Below are 16,476 nucleotides of genomic sequence, written 5' to 3'. Positions count from 1 at the left end.
ATGGTTGTTGGCGTCTGGCCGGGTAGCGCCTATCCCCTCGGTGCGACCTACGACGGTTCCGGCACCAATTTCTCGGTGTTCTCGGAAGTCGCCGAGCGCGTCGAGCTGTGCCTGATCGCGAAGGACGGCACCGAGGAACGCGTCAACCTCGACGAGGTCGACAGCTACGTGTGGCACTGCTACCTGCCGGCCGTGACGCCCGGGCAGCGCTACGGATTCCGGGTGTACGGGCCGTGGGACCCCGCGAACGGACACCGCTGCGATCCGAGCAAGCTGCTGCTCGACCCCTACGGCAAGTCCTTCCACGGCGACTTCGACTTCGGCCAGGCGCTGTACTCGTACGATCTGGCCGAGCCGTCGGCCACCGGCGAACCCGCAGGCGTTGATTCGCTGGGGCACACCATGACCAGCGTGGTGATCAACCCGTTCTTCAACTGGGACAACGACCGGCTGCCCCGAACGCCGTACCACGAGACGGTGATCTACGAGGCCCACGTCAAGGGCATGACGCAGACGCACCCGGCGATCCCCGAGGAACTGCGCGGCACCTACGCCGGACTCGCCCACCCGGCGATCATCGAGCATCTGCGGTCGCTCGGCGTCACCGCCATCGAGCTGATGCCGGTGCACCAGTTCCTGCACGACCACCGGCTACTGGACCTGGGGCTGCGAAACTACTGGGGCTACAACACGTTCGGCTTCTTCGCGCCGCACTACCAGTACTCGTGGAACCAGCACGCCGGCAGCGCCGTCGCCGAGTTCAAGACCATGGTGAAGTCGTTCCACGAAGCCGGCATCGAAGTCATTCTCGACGTGGTCTACAACCACACCGCCGAAGGCAACCACCTCGGCCCGACGCTGAACTTCCGCGGCATCGACAACGCCGCCTACTACCGGCTCGATGACGACGACCTCTCGCTCTACAAGGACTTCACCGGCACCGGCAACAGCCTCAACGCCCGCCACCCCCACACCCTGCAGCTGATCATGGATTCGCTGCGGTACTGGGTACTGGAGATGCACGTCGACGGCTTCCGGTTCGACCTCGCCTCCACGCTGGCCCGGGAGTTCTACGACGTGGACCGCCTCTCGGCGTTTTTCGATCTGGTGCAACAGGATCCGGTGATCAGCCAGGTGAAACTGATCGCCGAGCCGTGGGATGTCGGCGAGGGCGGCTACCAGGTCGGCAACTTCCCAGGTTTGTGGACCGAGTGGAACGGGAAATACCGCGACACTGTGCGCGACTATTGGCGGGGCGAGCCCGCGACCCTGGGCGAGTTCGCCTCGCGGCTGACCGGTTCCTCGGACCTGTACGAGGCGACCGGCCGGCGGCCGAGTGCGAGCATCAACTTCGTCACCTGCCACGACGGCTTCACGCTGACCGACCTGGTGTCCTACAACGAGAAGCACAACGAGGCCAACGGCGAGGACAACCGGGACGGCGAGAGCCACAACCGCTCCTGGAACTGCGGTGTCGAGGGCCCGACCGACGACCCCGAGATCCTCGAGCTGCGGGAGCGGCAGCGCCGCAACATCTTCGCGACGCTGATGCTGTCGCAGGGCACCCCGATGATCAGTCACGGTGACGAGATCGGGCGCACCCAGCAGGGCAACAACAACGTCTACTGCCAGGACAACCCACTGTCGTGGATGGACTGGACCATGTGCGAGACCAACGCGGCGCTGCTGGAATTCACCCGCACCGTGGTGGCGTTCCGGCGCAAGCACCCGGTGTTCCGGCGCCGCCGGTTCCTGGCCGGGCAGCCGGTGCGCAGCACCGGGCAGGTGCGCGACATCGCCTGGCTGACCCCCGCCGGCGACGAGATGACGCTCGAGGACTGGGATTCCGGCTTCGGCAAGAGCATCACGGTGTTCCTCAACGGCGACGCGATACCCGAACCCAACGCCCGCGGTGAACGGGTCACCGACGACTCGTTCCTGCTGTGCTTCAACGCCCACGACGAGGCACTCGATTTCGTGATTCCCGGCGCGGACTACGGAGCGAGCTGGGCGGCGGCGCTGGACACCGCGGACCCACACGGCCACACCGAACTGGTGGCCGCCGCCGGTGAGACGATCTCCCTGCAGGCCCGTTCACTACTGGTGTTGCGTAAGACGGCGTGATGACAGTGCCGGTCTCGCCCGTAGTCGCCACGTACCGGCTGCAGATGCGCAGCGACGGAATGACTTTCGACGAGGCGGTGGCGCTACTGCCCTACCTCGACGATCTCGGCGTCTCGCACCTGTATCTCTCGCCGGTCCTGACCGCCGTGACCGGCTCGACGCACGGCTACGACGTCACCGACCCCACCGCGGTGTCGGCGGAACTCGGCGGGCCAGAGGGCTTTTCCCGGCTGTCCGCCGCGGCGCGGGCGCGCGGCATGGGGCTCGTCATCGACATCGTGCCGAACCACGTCGGCGTCGAACAGCCCGAGCAGAATCCATGGTGGTGGGACGTCTTGACCCACGGCCAGGCATCGCGCTTCGCCCGGTACTTCGACATCGACTGGGACCTGGACCCCGACGGCCGAATCGTGTTGCCGGTGCTGGGTTCCGACTCTGACGTCGACGATCTCGCCGTCGACGGTGACGTGCTGCGACTGGGTGACCGGACCTGGCCGATCCGTCCCGGCACCGGCACGGGCACAGCCGCCGAGGTCTACGCCAGGCAGGCGTACCGGCTGACGGGCTGGCAGTCCGGCTCCTGTGGCTACCGACGGTTCTTCTCCATCACCTCGCTGGCGGCGGTGCGCCAAGAGGACCTCGACGTGTTCGACGCCAGCCACGCCGAGATCGGGCGCTGGTTCCGCGAGCACCTGGTGGACGGGCTGCGGGTCGACCACATCGACGGGTTGACCGATCCCGCAGGCTATCTCGCCCGGCTGCGCGAACTGGCCGGAGACGACGCCTGGATCGTCGCCGAGAAGATCCTGGCCGCCGACGAGCCGCTGGACCCCGGCCTGCCCATCGCGGGCACCACCGGCTATGACGCGCTACGGGAAATCGGCGGACTCTTCGTCGACCCGGACGGGGCCGCCACGCTCACCGAGCTGGCCCGCGAAACCCGTTCCGATGCCGAGGAACTCAAGATCAGGGTCGCCACCGAGACGCTGGCGAGCGAACTGGCCCGGCTGCATCGCGCGATCGTGCGGGCAGCCGGGGCCGACGACCCTGCGCTACCGACCGCCATCGCCCAACTGGTCAGCCGCGTCGGCGTGTACCGCACCGACTACCGGGTGCTGTCCGCGGTCCTGCCCGAGGCCATCAACGAAACCATCGAAGCGGCACCAGAACTGGCATCGGCTCTGCAACTGGTCGTCACCGCACTCGAGCAGCCCGAACCGGCGGCCCGGTTGCAGCAGTTGTGCGGTGCGACGACGGCCAAGGCGATCGAGGACACCCTGTTCTACCGTGACGCTCGGCTGGTGTCGCTGAACGAGGTCGGTGGCACACCGGAGCGATTCGGGATGAGCACGGCCGAGTTTCACCAGCGCGCCGCCGCGCGCGCCCGCGACTGGCCGACGACCATGGTGACGCTGTCCACCCACGACACCAAACGCGGCGAGGATGTGCGGGCCCGCATCACGGTGCTGTCCCAATGCGCCGAGCCATGGGCCCAGCGCGTGAACCGCTGGAACACGGTGTGCGTGCCGCCCGACGAGGGCACCGGATTGTTCCTGTGGCAGAACATCATCGGCGTGTGGCCGGCCGCCGGCGAAGTCGGAGACACCGTCCGCGCGCGGCTGCACTCCTATGCGGAGAAGGCGATCCGCGAAGCCGAGCTGCACACCAATTGGGAACAGCCGGACCGGGAATTCGAAGATGCTGTCCACGACTGGATCGATGCGCTGATCGACGGGCCGATCGCGGGCGAGGTCACCACGTTCGTCGGTCAGCTCGACGAAGCCGCGCGTTGCGACGCCGTCGCGCAGAAGCTGCTCGCGCTGACGGTGCCGGGCGTCCCCGACATCTACCAGGGCACCGAACTCTTCGACGACAGCCTGGTGGACCCCGACAATCGCCGTCCGGTGGATTTCGCTCTCCGACGGAGTGAGCTCGATACCTTGCACCACCCCAAGATTCGGGTCGTCGCGGCAGCGTTGCGGTCACGCCGGGAGCGGCCGGCGACGTACCTGTCGGGCGAGTACACGCCCGTCACCGCCGACGGTCCCGCCGCCGACCACGTGATCGCGTTCCACCGGGGTACCGATGTCCTGGTGGTCGTCCCCCGCTGGACACTGAAGCTCGACGAATCCGACTGCGCCGAAACCACTCTCGCACTACCGGCTGGCGACTGGACCGACCGGCTGACCGGCCGCACCTGGTCGGGCACCGTCACCGCCGACGCACTGTTCGCCGAACTGCCGGGCGTACTTCTGGAGAAAGCCCGTGGCTGACCACGAATTCTCGGTCTGGGCGCCCACGCCCGACAACGTGACCCTCGACGCCGACGGGGCCCGCCACCCCATGACCCGCTCCGAGGACGGGTGGTGGCGCGTCACCGTCGACGTGCCGGCCGATGCCCGGTACGGCTTCGTCGTCGACGACTCCGAACCGCTGCCCGACCCCCGCTCGCCGCGGCAACCCGATGGCGTACACGGACTTTCACAGCTGTGGACGTCCGCGCCGCCGGCCCCCTGGCCCGGCCGCACCATCGACGGCACGGTGATCTACGAACTGCACGTCGGAACGTTCACCCCGGCCGGCACGTTCGACGCCGCCATTGAACGGCTGGACCACCTCGTCGGCCTCGGCGTGGACTTCGTCGAACTCATGCCGGTCAACGCCTTCAGCGGCAGTCACGGCTGGGGCTACGACGGCGTGCTGTGGTACGCCGTGCACGAACCCTATGGCGGCCCTTCGGGTCTCGTGCGCTTCGTCGACGCCTGCCACCAGCGGGGCCTGGGCGTGCTGCTCGACGCGGTGTTCAATCACCTCGGCCCATCGGGGAATTACCTACCCAAGTTCGGGCCGTACCTGACCGTGGGCCGGACGCCGTGGGGCGAGGCGATCAACATCGCCGCCGCCGACTCCGATCCGGTGCGCCGGTACATCATCGACTGCGCCCTGCGCTGGATGCGGGACTTCGGCATCGACGGCCTGCGGCTGGATGCGGTACACGCGCTGGTCGACACCACAGCCGTTCACCTGCTGGAAGAGCTGGCCGCCGAAACCGATGCGCTGGCAACCGAACTCGGCCGCCCACTGGCACTGATCGCCGAAAGCGACCTCAACGACCCGCGGCTGATCACCCCGCGGGACCAGGGCGGCTACGGACTCGCCGCTCAGTGGGACGACGACATCCACCACGCCATCCACACCGCGGTGTCCGGAGAACGACAGGGCTACTACGCCGACTTCAGATCCATGCAGACGCTCGCCACCACCCTGGCCCGCGGCTTCTTCCACGCCGGCACCTACTCGTCGTTCCGGCGCCGGCGCCACGGCCGGGCCCTGGACACCACGAGCATTCCGGCCACCCGGCTGCTGGCCTACACCTGCACGCACGACCAGGTGGGCAACCGGGCGATCGGTGACCGCCCGTCGCAGAACCTCGACTTCGGGCAGCTGGCGATCAAGGCCGCGCTGGTCCTCGGATCGCCCTATACGGCAATGCTTTTCATGGGCGAGGAGTGGGGCGCGTCGACACCGTTCCAGTTCTTCAGTTCACATCCCGAACCCGAACTCGCGCGCGCGACGGCCGAGGGCCGCAAGGCCGAGTTCGCCGATCATGGCTGGGCCGCCGACGACATCCCCGATCCGCAGGATCCGGCGACGTTTCAGCGTTCCAAACTCGACTGGGACGAGGTCGGCACCGGCGAGCACGCCCGCCTGCTGCAGCTCTACCGCGACCTGATCACGTTGCGGCGCACCGAACCCGACTTCGCCGACCCTTGGCTCGACCACCTGCGCGTCGAGTTCGACGAGGCCGACCGCTGGATCGTGATGCACCGTGGTGCGTTCGCCGTGGCGTGCAACCTCGGCGAACAGCCCGTCGCCGTACCCGTCACCGGTGAGTCGGTCCTGTCCTCGGCCGAGCCTCAGATCGGGACAACCGCCACGACACTGCCCGGCCACAGCTTCGCGGTCCTCCGCCGACGCCCCTAGGTCAGGTAACGGTAAGCCGGTGACCCCGGCTCCAACGGCTCCACGTGGATGCCCGAATTGTGCATCCGCTCGAGCAGTCCGTCGAAGTTGGCGGCCGACCCGAGTTCGATGCCGACGAGCGCCGCGCCGGTCTCCCGGTTGTTGCGCTTGACGTATTCGAACAGGGTGATGTCGTCGTTGGGCCCGAGCACCTCGTCCAGGAACCGCCGCAGCGCGCCGGGCTCCTGCGGGAAGTCCACCAGGAAGTAGTGCTTGAGACCCAGGTGCACCAGTGACCGCTCGAGCACCTCGCCGTAGCGCGAGACGTCGTTGTTGCCACCGGAGATCAGGCACACGACCGTCGAGCCGGCCTCGACACCGTTCTCCATCAACGCCGCCACGGACAGCGCGCCCGCGGGCTCGGCGATGATGCCCTCGTTCTGGTACAGGTCGAGCATCGCGGTGCACACCGCGCCTTCGTCGACGGTCGTCACCGACACCATGTCGCCGGCCGCGGCGAGCGCCGCGTAGGTCAGCTCCCCGGCCCGGGCCACCGCCGCACCGTCGACGAACTGGTCGACGTGCTCCAGCGTGACCGGCTCGCCCTTGGCCAGCGCCGCGATCATCGACGCCGCACCGGCGGGCTCGGCGCCGAGCACGGCGGTCGCCTTGGTGTGCGCGGTCAGGTAGGTGGTGATGCCGCTGATGCAGCCGCCACCCCCGACCGGCACGATCACCAGGTCGGGCTCGCCGTCCAGCTGCTCGAGGATCTCCACGGCGATGGTGCCCTGCCCGGCCATGGTGCGCAGGTCGTCGTACGGCGGGACCAGCGTGGCCCCCGTCCGGGCGACGTCCTCGAGCGCGGCTTCGGCGGCCAGGTCGTAGGTGGCGCCGCCGACGATCAGCTCGATGAAGTCACCGCCGTGGTAGCGGATGCGGTCCCGCTTCTGTTTGGGGGTCTTGGCCGGGACGTAGACGCGGCCGTGCACACCCATCGAGCGGCAGGCCAGCGCGAAACCCTGGGCGTGGTTGCCCGCCGACGAGCACACCACGCCGGCGGCCTTCTCCTCGTCGGACAGCTGCATCAGCAGGTTGTAGGCACCGCGCAGCTTGTACGAGCGCACCGCCTGCAGGTCCTCACGCTTGAGGTACACCTGGGCGCCGGTCAGCGCCGACAGCCGATCGCTGTACTGCAGCGGGGTGCGAGTGACCACCGAGGAAATTCGCCGGGCAGCCGCATCGATGTCGGCCGCGGCAAGCGGCGACGTCCTGTGGGTTCCCTGGCTCAGCTCGGCAGACACCGTCTAATGGTGTCATCTCGGTGCAAAACTGAGCGCATGGACCCCACTCCAGAACCCTTGCCGCCGGCGGTCAGGACCTTCGTCGAGCGCACCCACCGCCTGACGAGCAGCGCGGAACACCACGTGCCGTCCTGGCTGCGGCCCGGCGCGCCCGAGAACCGGCTGCCGGTGATCGCCGCCATCCTCGGCGCGGTCCTGCTGCAATGGTCCGTCCCCGAGCAGTACACGGTGGTGCCCCGCTGGCCGCTGATCGGCCTGGAGCTCCTGCTCGTGGTCGTGCTGCTGATCATCAACCCGGTGCGGATGTCGCGTGAGACCACCGTCGGCAAGTGGGCGATGTGGCTGCTGACGGCGGCCATCACCGCCGACAACACGACGTCGGCGATCGTCCTCGACGTCCACATCCTGTCCGGTCAGGTCTCCAACAATGCCGGGCTGTTGTTGGGCAGCGGCGCGGCGATCTTCATCACCAACGTCATCGTGTTCGGCATCTGGTTCTGGGAGCTGGACCGCGGTGGGCCGTTCGCCCGGCGGTCCGGCGACGACCCGTACCCGGACTTCCAGTTTCCCCAGATGAGCGATCCGCAGAACGCCGAACCTGGTTGGCGCCCAACATTTGTCGACTACCTGTACGTCAGCTACACCAACGTCGTGGCGTTCTCCCCCACCGACACCATGCCGCTGTCCCGGTGGGCCAAGATGATGATGACGCTGCAGTCGCTGGTGTCGATCTCGACGACCGCGCTCGTCATCGCGCGTGCGGTCAACGTGCTCAAGTAGGGACCCGGCACGGTGCATTCAGCCGCAGTCGCGGTGCGGCTCCAGCAGCTCGGCCTGCCCCACCTCGGGGCGGGTGGTCGGCAACCAGCGTCGCGTCGACTCGAGCGACCGTTCGATGAGTTCACCCGAGCGGGAGAAGTCGATCGGCGACACCCGCACCGGACACAACGGCGGCACCACATGCAGTTCGACCAATGCCTCGAACCGCTCGACGTCCGTCGCCAGCCGCCGGTTGATCGCCAGCGTGAACGCGTGCATCGCCATCGCCAGCGCCGCCCGGGGCGGTTGTGGCATGGCGCACGAGTAACCCGTCGGCAGCACCCACACCTCGGTCGCGCCCAGTTCCACCGCATAGGACAGCGGTGTGTTGTTCACCACGCCACCGTCGACCAGATCGCGTCCGCCGATCCGCACCGGCGGCAGGACCGCCGGGATGGCGGCGCTGGCGACGATCGCGTCGACGGCGTCGCCCGACGACAGGAGGACGTCCTGCCCGGAGAGCACGTCGGTGGCCACCACGTGCAGCGGCGTCGGCGCGTCCTGCAGCCGGCGGAACCGCAGATTCTGCCGCAGCAGGGTGCGGATCCCGATATCGGAGACCAGATGCGGCCGGCGCCCGAGGAACCCCAGCAGTCCCATACTCGGGCTGGTCGGGAACACTTTGCGGCGCGACAGCGTCCGCCAGAGGTCGGCCAGCGCCAGGGCACCGTCGTGGTCGGACCGCCCGGCGATCCAGCCGCCGTTGAGGGCACCGACAGAGGTGCCGACGATCAGATCCGGCTTGATACCGGCCTCGGCGAGCCCCAGCAGCATGCCGACCTGGATGGACCCCAGGCTGCCACCGCCGGACAGCACGAACGCCGTCGTCATGGTCCCTCTCCGTCCTCCGGCGCGGGTCGTAACGGAAGCCGCACGACGAACGTGGTGTCGCCCGGTTGTGTTGCGGCCACGAACAGCTCCCCGCCGTGCCGGTCGACGACGATCTGCCGGGCCAGGTGCAGGCCCAGGCCGGTCCCTTCGCCGAGCGGTTTCGTGGTGAAGAACGGGTCGAAAATGCGCCCGCGGATGTCGGCCGGAATCCCGCTGCCGGTGTCACTGATCTCGATCCGGACCGCATCGTCCTCGAATCGGCTGCGCACCGTGAGTCTGCCCGAGCCGGCCGGCCGCATGGCGGCGATGGCGTTCTCGATGAGGTGCGTCCACACCTGATTGAGTTCGGCTGGATAGCAGAGCAATTCGGGTATCGACGGGCCGAAGTCCGTGATCACCTCGACCGCTGTGCCCGCGCCGATCCGCCCGGCGAACATCCGCAGGGTACTGGTCAGAAGCGCGTCGACGTCGGCGAACTGGAACGGCGCGCTGTTCAGCTGGGTGTACTGCTTGACGTCGGTGACCAGGCCGGAAATCCGTTGGGCCGCCTCATGAATCTGATGCGTCAACAGTTCGGTTTCGACCCGGTGCCGCAGCCACGCCACCGCACGCGGCAACCAGTCCGGTCGTTGGCCGGCCGGCACCAGCTGTTCGAGCCATTCGCAATCCAGTCCGGCCTCGACGAACGTCGGCGCCATGTCCCACGCGTCCGTTATGCCCTGGCTGGACAACCAGTCCCCGACCTCGTCCTCGAGGTCGCTGGCCTGCATCGCCGACAGCGGCCGGGCCGACACAGCGGCGACCTTCGCGATCACGTCGGCCTGCGCACCGGCCAGGAAAGCCGTTGCCGCGCTGTCGAATTCGCCGTTCATCAGGGGCACCAGGAGAGCATCCAGCCGGCTGCGCAGGTCGGTTGCGGCGCGGACGACGGCCGCCACCGGGTTGTTGAGTTCGTGCGTCAGTCCGGCCGACAGCTGTCCGAGCGCCAGCATCCGGTCCCGTTCGTCGGCGACGCGGTGCTGCTTCTCCGCGGTCTCCGCCAGTCCATCGATGAGATGAACAGCCATCGGAAACTGGGTCTTGACGAAATCGCCGAATTCGTCGGCGGGCATGACGAAGAACCGCGTCCGCCGGGTGGCCCGCACCGAGAACCGGTTCCGGTCATGCCCGACGGGGCTGAACGCCGACCGGGCACCGAAGTAGACGCCGGGCTGCGACGTTCGGTCGATCTCGAGTTCCCGGCCGCCGGCGCGCTTCGAGAGCACCAACTCGCCGTCGATCAGGACCCGCAGCGGCGTGACGGGGTCACCTTCGGTGATGACCGGGCCCGGGCCGAAGACCTCGACATGACCGGCGCGACAGAGCTGCGCCAGCTGCGCATGCGACAACGACTCGAAAAGGAACAGTGCCTTCAGCTCCTCGGGTAGGCACTCCTGCAGGTCATCACCGACGTCTGTCACGCCGACACACTAAGCCCGCCGGGCCGATGTGCCGCGGTCATTCGGGTCAATCCCATCTGCGTCATTCGCGGTCCCCCACCGGTGGCGTCGACGCCCCGTGGCGCCCGTCACGGAATTGCTCACCCCACCGGAACATCCGCTAGAGTGAACAGCGCCAGGCCGCAGTAACCCCGGGCCCCAAATTTCGCCGCCACGAGCGGCCTACCGCCGAGAGGCGTTCTGCGGTCTGGCTTTAACTTCTCCAGCGCCTTCGGCCGACAGTGTCGGCGACAGCGTCAATCCAGCGAATCGGTGCGCCACAAACCGGCTGCGGCATGCAGCTCGTTGGCGATCCGGGTGAACGTCACCGCACGGTCGGTCAGCTCTGCGGCGCGCTCCGGCGCCGTCGTCGTCGCGTCCTCTGCCAGGCTCGTGCAGCCGGCCGCACTGACGCGGCAATAGGCTGCCGCGCGCTCCAGCGCCACGGCGAAATCACCCTCGAAGACGCCGCGCAGGATCCGGTCGGCGAGCTCACGGATCTCGGTCGGCCCGACGGGCGTCTCCGCACCCGCGACCACGGGGTCGATCGAATGCAGCACCTCCGTGCCGCGGCCGAACATCAGGCTGGCTGAGTAGGGGTCGGTGCGGATCGACAGCCGCAGCAGATAGACGCGCCACAGCGCACCGGGCAGGCTGCGTGCCCCGGCACCCGCCCACAACTCGGCGATGGTCTCGATGCCGTGCTCGTCGGTGTACGCCACGAGCCGGGAGACCACGTCAGGGTCCGGATAGCTGCGCACACGTTCCAGCAGCGCCGCCGCGGTCTCGTGGGCGACGCGACTGTCCTGGACGGGATCCTCGACGTCGTGGAACGCCTCGAAGCCGCGGCCCAGGAACTTGGTCGGCTTGTGTACCCGCCGACGGTCGTCAGTCATGCACTATTTCTTTCCCGCCGCGGTGCGCGCCGTCAGCGCCACCCGTCGGCGTCTTTGGCGGCCTGCAGCAGCACCTCACACAGCTCTTTCAATTCCGTGGGTCCGGCGCCTTCGGCAACTGCGGTCGCAACGTCCTCGGCCGCACACCGTACCTGATAAACGCGGTCGGAGAGCGCCGCCGCTTCCTCTGCACTGAGCACCACCGAGTCCTCGGCCAGGTTGGTGCCCTTGACCATCGCCCGCTGCTCGTAGGCCCGCTGCCGGCACGACTGACGGCAGTACTGGCGACGACGGCCCATGCCCGCGTCGGCCACCTCCCGGCCACACCACCGGCACGGCTGGGCCTTCGAGCGCTTCATGTCCGCCTCACGATCGTGACTGTATCCGGCGGGCGGCCGAACCCCGGTATCATGGACAATCGAGTCGGGAACTTCACGGCGCTGGCCTGCGTTGATTCCCTGTCGCTATACCAAGGGAGTGATTTTCGATGGCTGATCGTGTCCTGCGAGGCAGTCGCCTCGGAGCTGTGAGCTACGAGACCGACCGCAACCATGACCTGGCACCGCGGCAGGTGGCCCGCTACCGCACCGACAACGGCGAGGAATTCGAAGTTCCGTTCGCCGACGACGCGGAGATCCCCGGCACCTGGGCGTGCAAGAACGGCATGGAAGGCACCCTGATCGAGGGTGACGTTCCTGAGCCCAAGAAGGTCAAGCCGCCGCGTACCCACTGGGACATGCTGCTCGAGCGTCGTTCCATCGAGGAGCTCGAAGAGCTGCTCAAGGAGCGCCTGGAGCTGATCAAGACCCGCCGCCGCGGCTGATCGCGCCAACAGAAAAGCCCCGCCGTGAGGCGGGGCTTTCTTTGTCTGCGTGACTAGCGGACGACGCCGCGGGCCCGGTCCAGCCGGCCGCGGATGCCCCACTTCGCCACCTGCGACATGGCCTCGCGGATGTTCGACCCGCTCATCTTCGACACACCCAGTTCGCGCTCGGTGAACGTGATGGGCACCTCGACGACGGTGAAGCCCGCGTTGATGGCGCGCCACGTCAGGTCGATCTGGAAGCAGTAGCCCTTCGAATCGACGTCGTCGAGGCCGATCTTCTCCAGCACGTCGTGCCGGTAGGCGCGGTAACCGGCCGTGATGTCGTGAATCTTGACGCCCAGCAGCACCCGGGCATAGGTGTTCGCGGTGCGCGACAGGACGAGCCGGCGATGCGGCCAGTTGCGGATGGCGCCACCCGGGACGTAGCGCGAGCCGATGGCCAGATCGGCGCCGGCGTCGACGGCGTCCAGCAGGCGGTACAGCTCCTCGGGCGCATGGCTGCCGTCAGCGTCCATCTCGACCAGCACGCTGTAGCCGCGGCCCAGACCCCATGCGAATCCGGCGAGATACGCGGCGCCCAGTCCGCCCTTACCTGCGCGGTGCATGACGTGCACGCGGTCGGGATCGGCCAGCGCCAGCTCATCGGCCAGCTGACCGGTGCCGTCGGGGCTGTCGTCGTCGACGACGAGCACGTGGACGTCCGGGCGGGCGGCATGCACCCGGCCGACGATCAACGGCAGGTTCTCGCGCTCGTTGTAGGTCGGAATGATGACCAGCGTGCGCTGACTCGGACGGTCGTCGCCCATGGTCATTACCCCTGTTCGCTCTCGGTGTCGGTGTCGGTGTCAGGCGCAGCCGGGCTGCCGTCCTGATCTGCCGCGGCCCCCTGGCGGCGGCGCACGAGGTTCCTATTGTGCAGCATGGCTGCCAGAAGAGCCGAAACGCCGACCCCGATGAGGACGCCGTTGATGACCGGTCCCCATCTCGTGGCGAGCGTGAGATCGGTCTTCAACCGCACCTGCCGGTCCAGGTAACCGGGCTGGAAGAACTCGGTGCGCTCGAGGACCTGGCCGTTGGGCGCGACGACCGCACTGATGCCGGTGGTGCCCGCGACGACGACGTACCGGTCGTGTTCGACGGCGCGCAGCCGGGCGAACGCCAGCTGCTGCACGCTCATCGGTTCGTCGAACGTCGCGTTGTTGGCGGGCACTGCCAGCAACTGCGCGCCGCCCAGGACCGACTGCCGGGCGGCACGGTCGAAGATGACCTCCCAGCACGTCGTCACCCCGATCGGCACGCCCGCGGCGGTGACGACGCCGGTGCCGTGGCCCGGTACGAAGTAGCCGGCCCGGTCGGCGTACGGCGACAGCAGCCGGAAGAAGCTGCGCCACGGCAGATACTCGCCGAACGGCTGGACGATGGCCTTGTCGTGGCGCTCCCCCGGCCCGTCGGTCCCGTTCCACACGATCACCGAGTTGGTGGTCACCGGGTGCTCCGGGGTGTACTCCGGCGCCGCCAGCACGGTGCCCACCAGGATCGGGGCGTGGATGGCCGCGGACGCCGCCGAGATCAGTTCCGCGGCGTCGGCGTTGACCAGCGGGTCGATGTCCGACGAGTTCTCCGGCCAGATCACCACCGTCGGTTGCGGCGCGCGGCCGGCGCGGACGTCCTCGGCCAGCTGCTTGGTTTCGCGCACGTGGTTGTCGAGCACCGCGCGGCGCTGGGCGTTGAAGTCCAGGCCGAGACGCGGCACGTTGCCCTGGACGGCGGCGACGTTGATCGCCGGATCATCACCCGCGCCGGCGCCGGCCTTGCGGACGTGCGGCCAGGCCAGCACGGTGAGCAGCAGGACCACGGCGATGCAAATGCCCGGGATGAAGACCTCCGGCGGCGCCGCGGCACCCGTGCAGTGATCGTGACGCCAGTGCCTGACCGCCTCGAGCACGATGGCCGTCGCACTGAAACCGATGAGCGCCACCGCGAACGACACCAGCGGCGCACCGCCCAGCTGCGCGAGCGGCAGCAGCGGGCTGTCGGTCTGACCGAAGGCCACGACGCCCCACGGGAAGCCGCCGAACGGCACCGTCGACTTGAGCCATTCGGCCGCCACCCACAGCGCGGCGAACCACAGCGGCCAGGCCGGCAGGCGCCGCACGATGACCGCGGTCAGGCCGAACACCCCGGTGAAGAACGCCTCCAGCGCCGACAGCATCAGCCATGGCACCGGGCCGACGAAGTTGCTGATCCACGGCAGCAGCAGTACGTAGAACACCAGGCCGGCCAGCATGGCGTAGCCGAAACCGCCTGCGGGCGTGGTGCGTTCGTCGATCAGAACCCAGGCCAGCAATGCCAGTGCGACGAACGACAGGTACCAGAGGTCGAACGGCGGGAAGCTCGCGCACAGCAACAGACCGGCCACGACGGCCGCGGCGAGCCGGATCAATCGGGGTTCGAAGAACCGCCTCACGCCGGTGACGACGCGCGCGCCACGACCCGGGCCGTGCGCCGGCTCCGGTTCTGCGGGGGCCTCCGGCTCCACCTCGGTTTCCCGGGGCGCCTCGCTGTCTCCGGTGTCTTCGGTGCCTTCGCTCTCTGCTGTGCCTTCCATGCTCTCAGCCATGGATCAGCTCACCGCGGTGGACGGTCTGCAGGCAGGTCGGCAGCTCGTCGTCGGGTCCGAGCGGCGGTAGCGCCGGTACCCGCGACCGTGGATCGGTCGACCAGCGCTGCACGGCGTCGACCGGTGCGGTGACGTCCAGCGCATCGGCACCACCGGGCACCTGCCACACGGCGTACGACGCGACGGCACCGGGCACCAGCGTCCCCGTCAGCCCGTCACGGACGCCGGCGGCCCGCCAGGCGCCGCGGCTGGCCGCCAGGAACGCCGACCGTGCCGAGATGGCACTGCCCGCCGTGCGGTGGCTGATGGCCGCGCGCACCGATTCCCACGGATTGATGCTGGTGACAGGACTGTCCGAACCGAAGGCGAGGGGCACGCCTTGCGATGCTAACAGCGCAAACGGGTTCAAACCCTGCGCTCGATCGACACCGAGACGCTGGGCGTACATGCCGTCGGCGCCGCCCCACAACGCATCGAAATTGGGCTGCATGCTGGCGACGACGCCCCAGGAACCGAGCTTGCGCGCTTGTTCGGCGTCCACCATCTCGAGGTGCTCCAGCCGATGCCCACAGCGCGCGACCGCAGGCGCCCCGAACGCCGCGACGGTCCGGTCCAGGGCCTCGATGACGGTCGCGACCGCGGCGTCACCGATGACGTGGAAGCCCGCGGTGATGCCAGCCTCGGTGCAGGCCAGCAGATGTGCGGTGACAGCGTCGGTGTCCAGGTAGGTGTTGCCGCAGCAGCCGGGTGCATCGGTGTAGGGCTGCTGCAGCCAGGCGGTGCGCGAGCCCAGCGCACCGTCGATGAAGAGGTCACCGGCCAGACCGTGGGCACCGGTGGCGGCCATCAGGTCGCGGGCCGCGGCCGCGTCGGCGACGGCCTCGCCCCAGTAGCCGACGATGTCGACGCCGTGTTCGGTGGCACGCAGGTCGGCCCAGTCGTCGAGACCGCCGATCTCGGGGCCCGCGCACTCGTGCACCGCGACGATGCCGTTGCGGGCGGCGAGGTCGAGCGCGGCGCGCTGGGCGTCGCGGCGTTGTGCCGCGCTGAGCAGGTCGCGGGCCGCGGCCCGGACGCGGTGGTGGGCGTCGGCCGTCAGCGGTCCCTGCGCGGAGAAGCCCGCGGTGTCGGCGAGGCCGGGCACCAGCTGCCGCAGGCCGGTGGTCGCGACGGCCGAGTGCACGTCGACCCGGGCCAGGTAGGCGGGTCGCGCGCCGAGCACGCCGTCGAGGTCCGCGGTGGTCGGGGTGACGCGCTCGGGCCACCCGGATTCGTCCCAGCCGTGGCCCCAGATGACGCCGTCCGGGTGCTGCGCGGCGTGTTCTGCCAGCAAGGTCAGCAGATGCGGCAGCGACGTCGCGGTCCGCAGGTCGAGCCCGACCACGGTGAGTCCCGTGGCGGTCAGGTGCACGTGGCTGTCGACGAACGCGGGCGCCACGAACGCGCCCTCGAGATCGACGACGGTGGCGTCCGGATGCAGCGCCCGGCCGACGTCGTCGGAACCGAGCCACGCCACCACGCCGTCACGGATCGCGATGGCGGTGGCGTCGGGCGCCGCGGGGCTGTGAATACGACCGCCCAGCAGCAGCGTCGTCGCAAAGGTGGTCACGAAGGTGAC

13 protein-coding genes are annotated in these 16,476 nt (G+C 68.9%); 5 read left to right on the top strand and 8 right to left on the bottom strand.

The annotated features are described in order from the left end of the window. The 3 genes from glgX to treZ are packed head-to-tail and all read left to right on the top strand — an operon-like array spanning nucleotide 1 to nucleotide 6,108. The gene (glgX, locus tag ACJH6I_RS16580; protein WP_212813922.1) at nucleotides 1-2,124 is read left to right on the top strand and encodes a glycogen debranching protein GlgX; all 2,124 of its coding nucleotides are present in this window, start codon (nucleotides 1-3) and stop codon (nucleotides 2,122-2,124) included. Then, nucleotides 2,124-4,397, top strand: coding sequence for a malto-oligosyltrehalose synthase (treY, locus tag ACJH6I_RS16575; protein WP_318986298.1), 2,274 nt, complete (start codon nucleotides 2,124-2,126; stop codon nucleotides 4,395-4,397). Before glgX ends, treY begins: the two co-directional genes overlap by 1 nt. Next, nucleotides 4,390-6,108 carry a malto-oligosyltrehalose trehalohydrolase gene (treZ, locus tag ACJH6I_RS16570; RefSeq protein WP_318986297.1) on the top strand — a complete coding sequence of 573 codons (1,719 nt, stop codon included), beginning with the start codon at nucleotides 4,390-4,392 and terminating at the stop codon, nucleotides 6,106-6,108. The genes treY and treZ overlap by 8 nt, the downstream gene beginning before the upstream one ends. Here the strand turns inward: treZ and ilvA are convergent. Continuing rightward, on the bottom strand, nucleotides 6,105-7,388 hold the full coding sequence (gene ilvA / locus ACJH6I_RS16565) for a threonine ammonia-lyase IlvA (RefSeq protein WP_212813916.1): 1,284 nt from the start codon (nucleotides 7,386-7,388) through the stop codon (nucleotides 6,105-6,107). The two genes, treZ and ilvA, sit on opposite strands and share 4 nt — an antisense overlap. 36 nt (nucleotides 7,389-7,424) lie before the next feature. Here ilvA and ACJH6I_RS16560 point away from each other — a divergent pair, with 36 nt between their 5' ends. Beyond that, a complete protein-coding gene (locus tag ACJH6I_RS16560) occupies nucleotides 7,425-8,168 on the top strand; it encodes a hypothetical protein (protein ID WP_244872863.1) in 744 nt (247 codons plus the stop codon). Between the two features lie 18 nt (nucleotides 8,169-8,186). Here the strand turns inward: ACJH6I_RS16560 and ACJH6I_RS16555 are convergent, their stop codons facing one another. The 4 genes from ACJH6I_RS16555 to ACJH6I_RS16540 all read right to left on the bottom strand — a co-directional run bounded on the left by ACJH6I_RS16555 (nucleotide 8,187) and on the right by ACJH6I_RS16540 (nucleotide 11,771). Continuing rightward, nucleotides 8,187-9,038: a patatin-like phospholipase family protein gene (locus ACJH6I_RS16555; RefSeq protein ID WP_318986296.1), complete on the bottom strand. Its 852-nt coding sequence runs from the start codon at nucleotides 9,036-9,038 to the stop codon at nucleotides 8,187-8,189. Continuing rightward, nucleotides 9,035-10,498, bottom strand: a complete 1,464-nt coding sequence (locus tag ACJH6I_RS16550; protein ID WP_318986295.1) for an ATP-binding protein — start codon at nucleotides 10,496-10,498, stop codon at nucleotides 9,035-9,037. Before ACJH6I_RS16550 ends, ACJH6I_RS16555 begins: the two co-directional genes overlap by 4 nt. Nucleotides 10,499-10,773: 275 nt before the next feature. Next, nucleotides 10,774-11,412 carry a DNA-directed RNA polymerase subunit beta gene (locus tag ACJH6I_RS16545; protein WP_318986294.1) on the bottom strand — a complete coding sequence of 213 codons (639 nt, stop codon included), beginning with the start codon at nucleotides 11,410-11,412 and terminating at the stop codon, nucleotides 10,774-10,776. Between the two features lie 32 nt (nucleotides 11,413-11,444). Continuing rightward, nucleotides 11,445-11,771, bottom strand: a complete 327-nt coding sequence (locus ACJH6I_RS16540; RefSeq protein ID WP_029119937.1) for a hypothetical protein — start codon at nucleotides 11,769-11,771, stop codon at nucleotides 11,445-11,447. Nucleotides 11,772-11,899: 128 nt separating this feature from the next. On the opposite strand from ACJH6I_RS16540, the gene rbpA reads away from it, so the two are divergent. After that, nucleotides 11,900-12,235: an RNA polymerase-binding protein RbpA gene (gene rbpA, locus ACJH6I_RS16535; protein WP_155898818.1), complete on the top strand. Its 336-nt coding sequence runs from the start codon at nucleotides 11,900-11,902 to the stop codon at nucleotides 12,233-12,235. Nucleotides 12,236-12,288: 53 nt separating this feature from the next. Here rbpA and ACJH6I_RS16530 read toward each other — a convergent pair whose 3' ends face one another. Genes ACJH6I_RS16530 through ACJH6I_RS16520 form a run of 3 tightly spaced genes read right to left on the bottom strand, consistent with a single transcriptional unit; the run spans nucleotide 12,289 to nucleotide 16,467 of the window. Continuing rightward, entirely contained in the window at nucleotides 12,289-13,050 is a 762-nt protein-coding gene (locus ACJH6I_RS16530) for a polyprenol monophosphomannose synthase (RefSeq protein ID WP_020103190.1), read from the bottom strand. Further along, nucleotides 13,050-14,858, bottom strand: a complete 1,809-nt coding sequence (gene lnt / locus ACJH6I_RS16525) for an apolipoprotein N-acyltransferase (protein ID WP_406784299.1) — start codon at nucleotides 14,856-14,858, stop codon at nucleotides 13,050-13,052. Before lnt ends, ACJH6I_RS16530 begins: the two co-directional genes overlap by 1 nt. Continuing rightward, on the bottom strand, nucleotides 14,851-16,467 hold the full coding sequence (locus tag ACJH6I_RS16520) for an amidohydrolase (protein ID WP_406784298.1): 1,617 nt from the start codon (nucleotides 16,465-16,467) through the stop codon (nucleotides 14,851-14,853). The genes lnt and ACJH6I_RS16520 overlap by 8 nt, the downstream gene beginning before the upstream one ends. Nucleotides 16,468-16,476 lie beyond the last annotated feature (9 nt).

The organism is Mycobacterium sp. SMC-13 (assembly GCF_045311035.1).
Lineage (GTDB): Bacteria > Actinomycetota > Actinomycetes > Mycobacteriales > Mycobacteriaceae > Mycobacterium.
Note: the sequence above shows the minus strand (reverse complement) of the source record. Positions and strands in the feature narration are given on the sequence as shown.

Excerpts from the sequence above, each read along its gene's own strand:
- ACJH6I_RS16555 (WP_318986296.1), bottom strand. The coding sequence starts at position 9,038 with ATGACGACGGCGTTCGTGCTGTCCGGCGGTGGCAGCCTGGGGTCCATC.
- lnt (WP_406784299.1), bottom strand. The coding sequence starts at position 14,858 with ATGGCTGAGAGCATGGAAGGCACAGCAGAGAGCGAAGGCACCGAAGAC.
- ACJH6I_RS16530 (WP_020103190.1), bottom strand. The coding sequence starts at position 13,050 with ATGACCATGGGCGACGACCGTCCGAGTCAGCGCACGCTGGTCATCATT.
- ACJH6I_RS16560 (WP_244872863.1), top strand. The coding sequence starts at position 7,425 with ATGGACCCCACTCCAGAACCCTTGCCGCCGGCGGTCAGGACCTTCGTC.
- rbpA (WP_155898818.1), top strand. The coding sequence starts at position 11,900 with ATGGCTGATCGTGTCCTGCGAGGCAGTCGCCTCGGAGCTGTGAGCTAC.
- ACJH6I_RS16545 (WP_318986294.1), bottom strand. The coding sequence starts at position 11,412 with ATGACTGACGACCGTCGGCGGGTACACAAGCCGACCAAGTTCCTGGGC.
- ACJH6I_RS16540 (WP_029119937.1), bottom strand. The coding sequence starts at position 11,771 with ATGAAGCGCTCGAAGGCCCAGCCGTGCCGGTGGTGTGGCCGGGAGGTG.
- glgX (WP_212813922.1), top strand. The coding sequence starts at position 1 with ATGGTTGTTGGCGTCTGGCCGGGTAGCGCCTATCCCCTCGGTGCGACC.
- treY (WP_318986298.1), top strand. The coding sequence starts at position 2,124 with ATGACAGTGCCGGTCTCGCCCGTAGTCGCCACGTACCGGCTGCAGATG.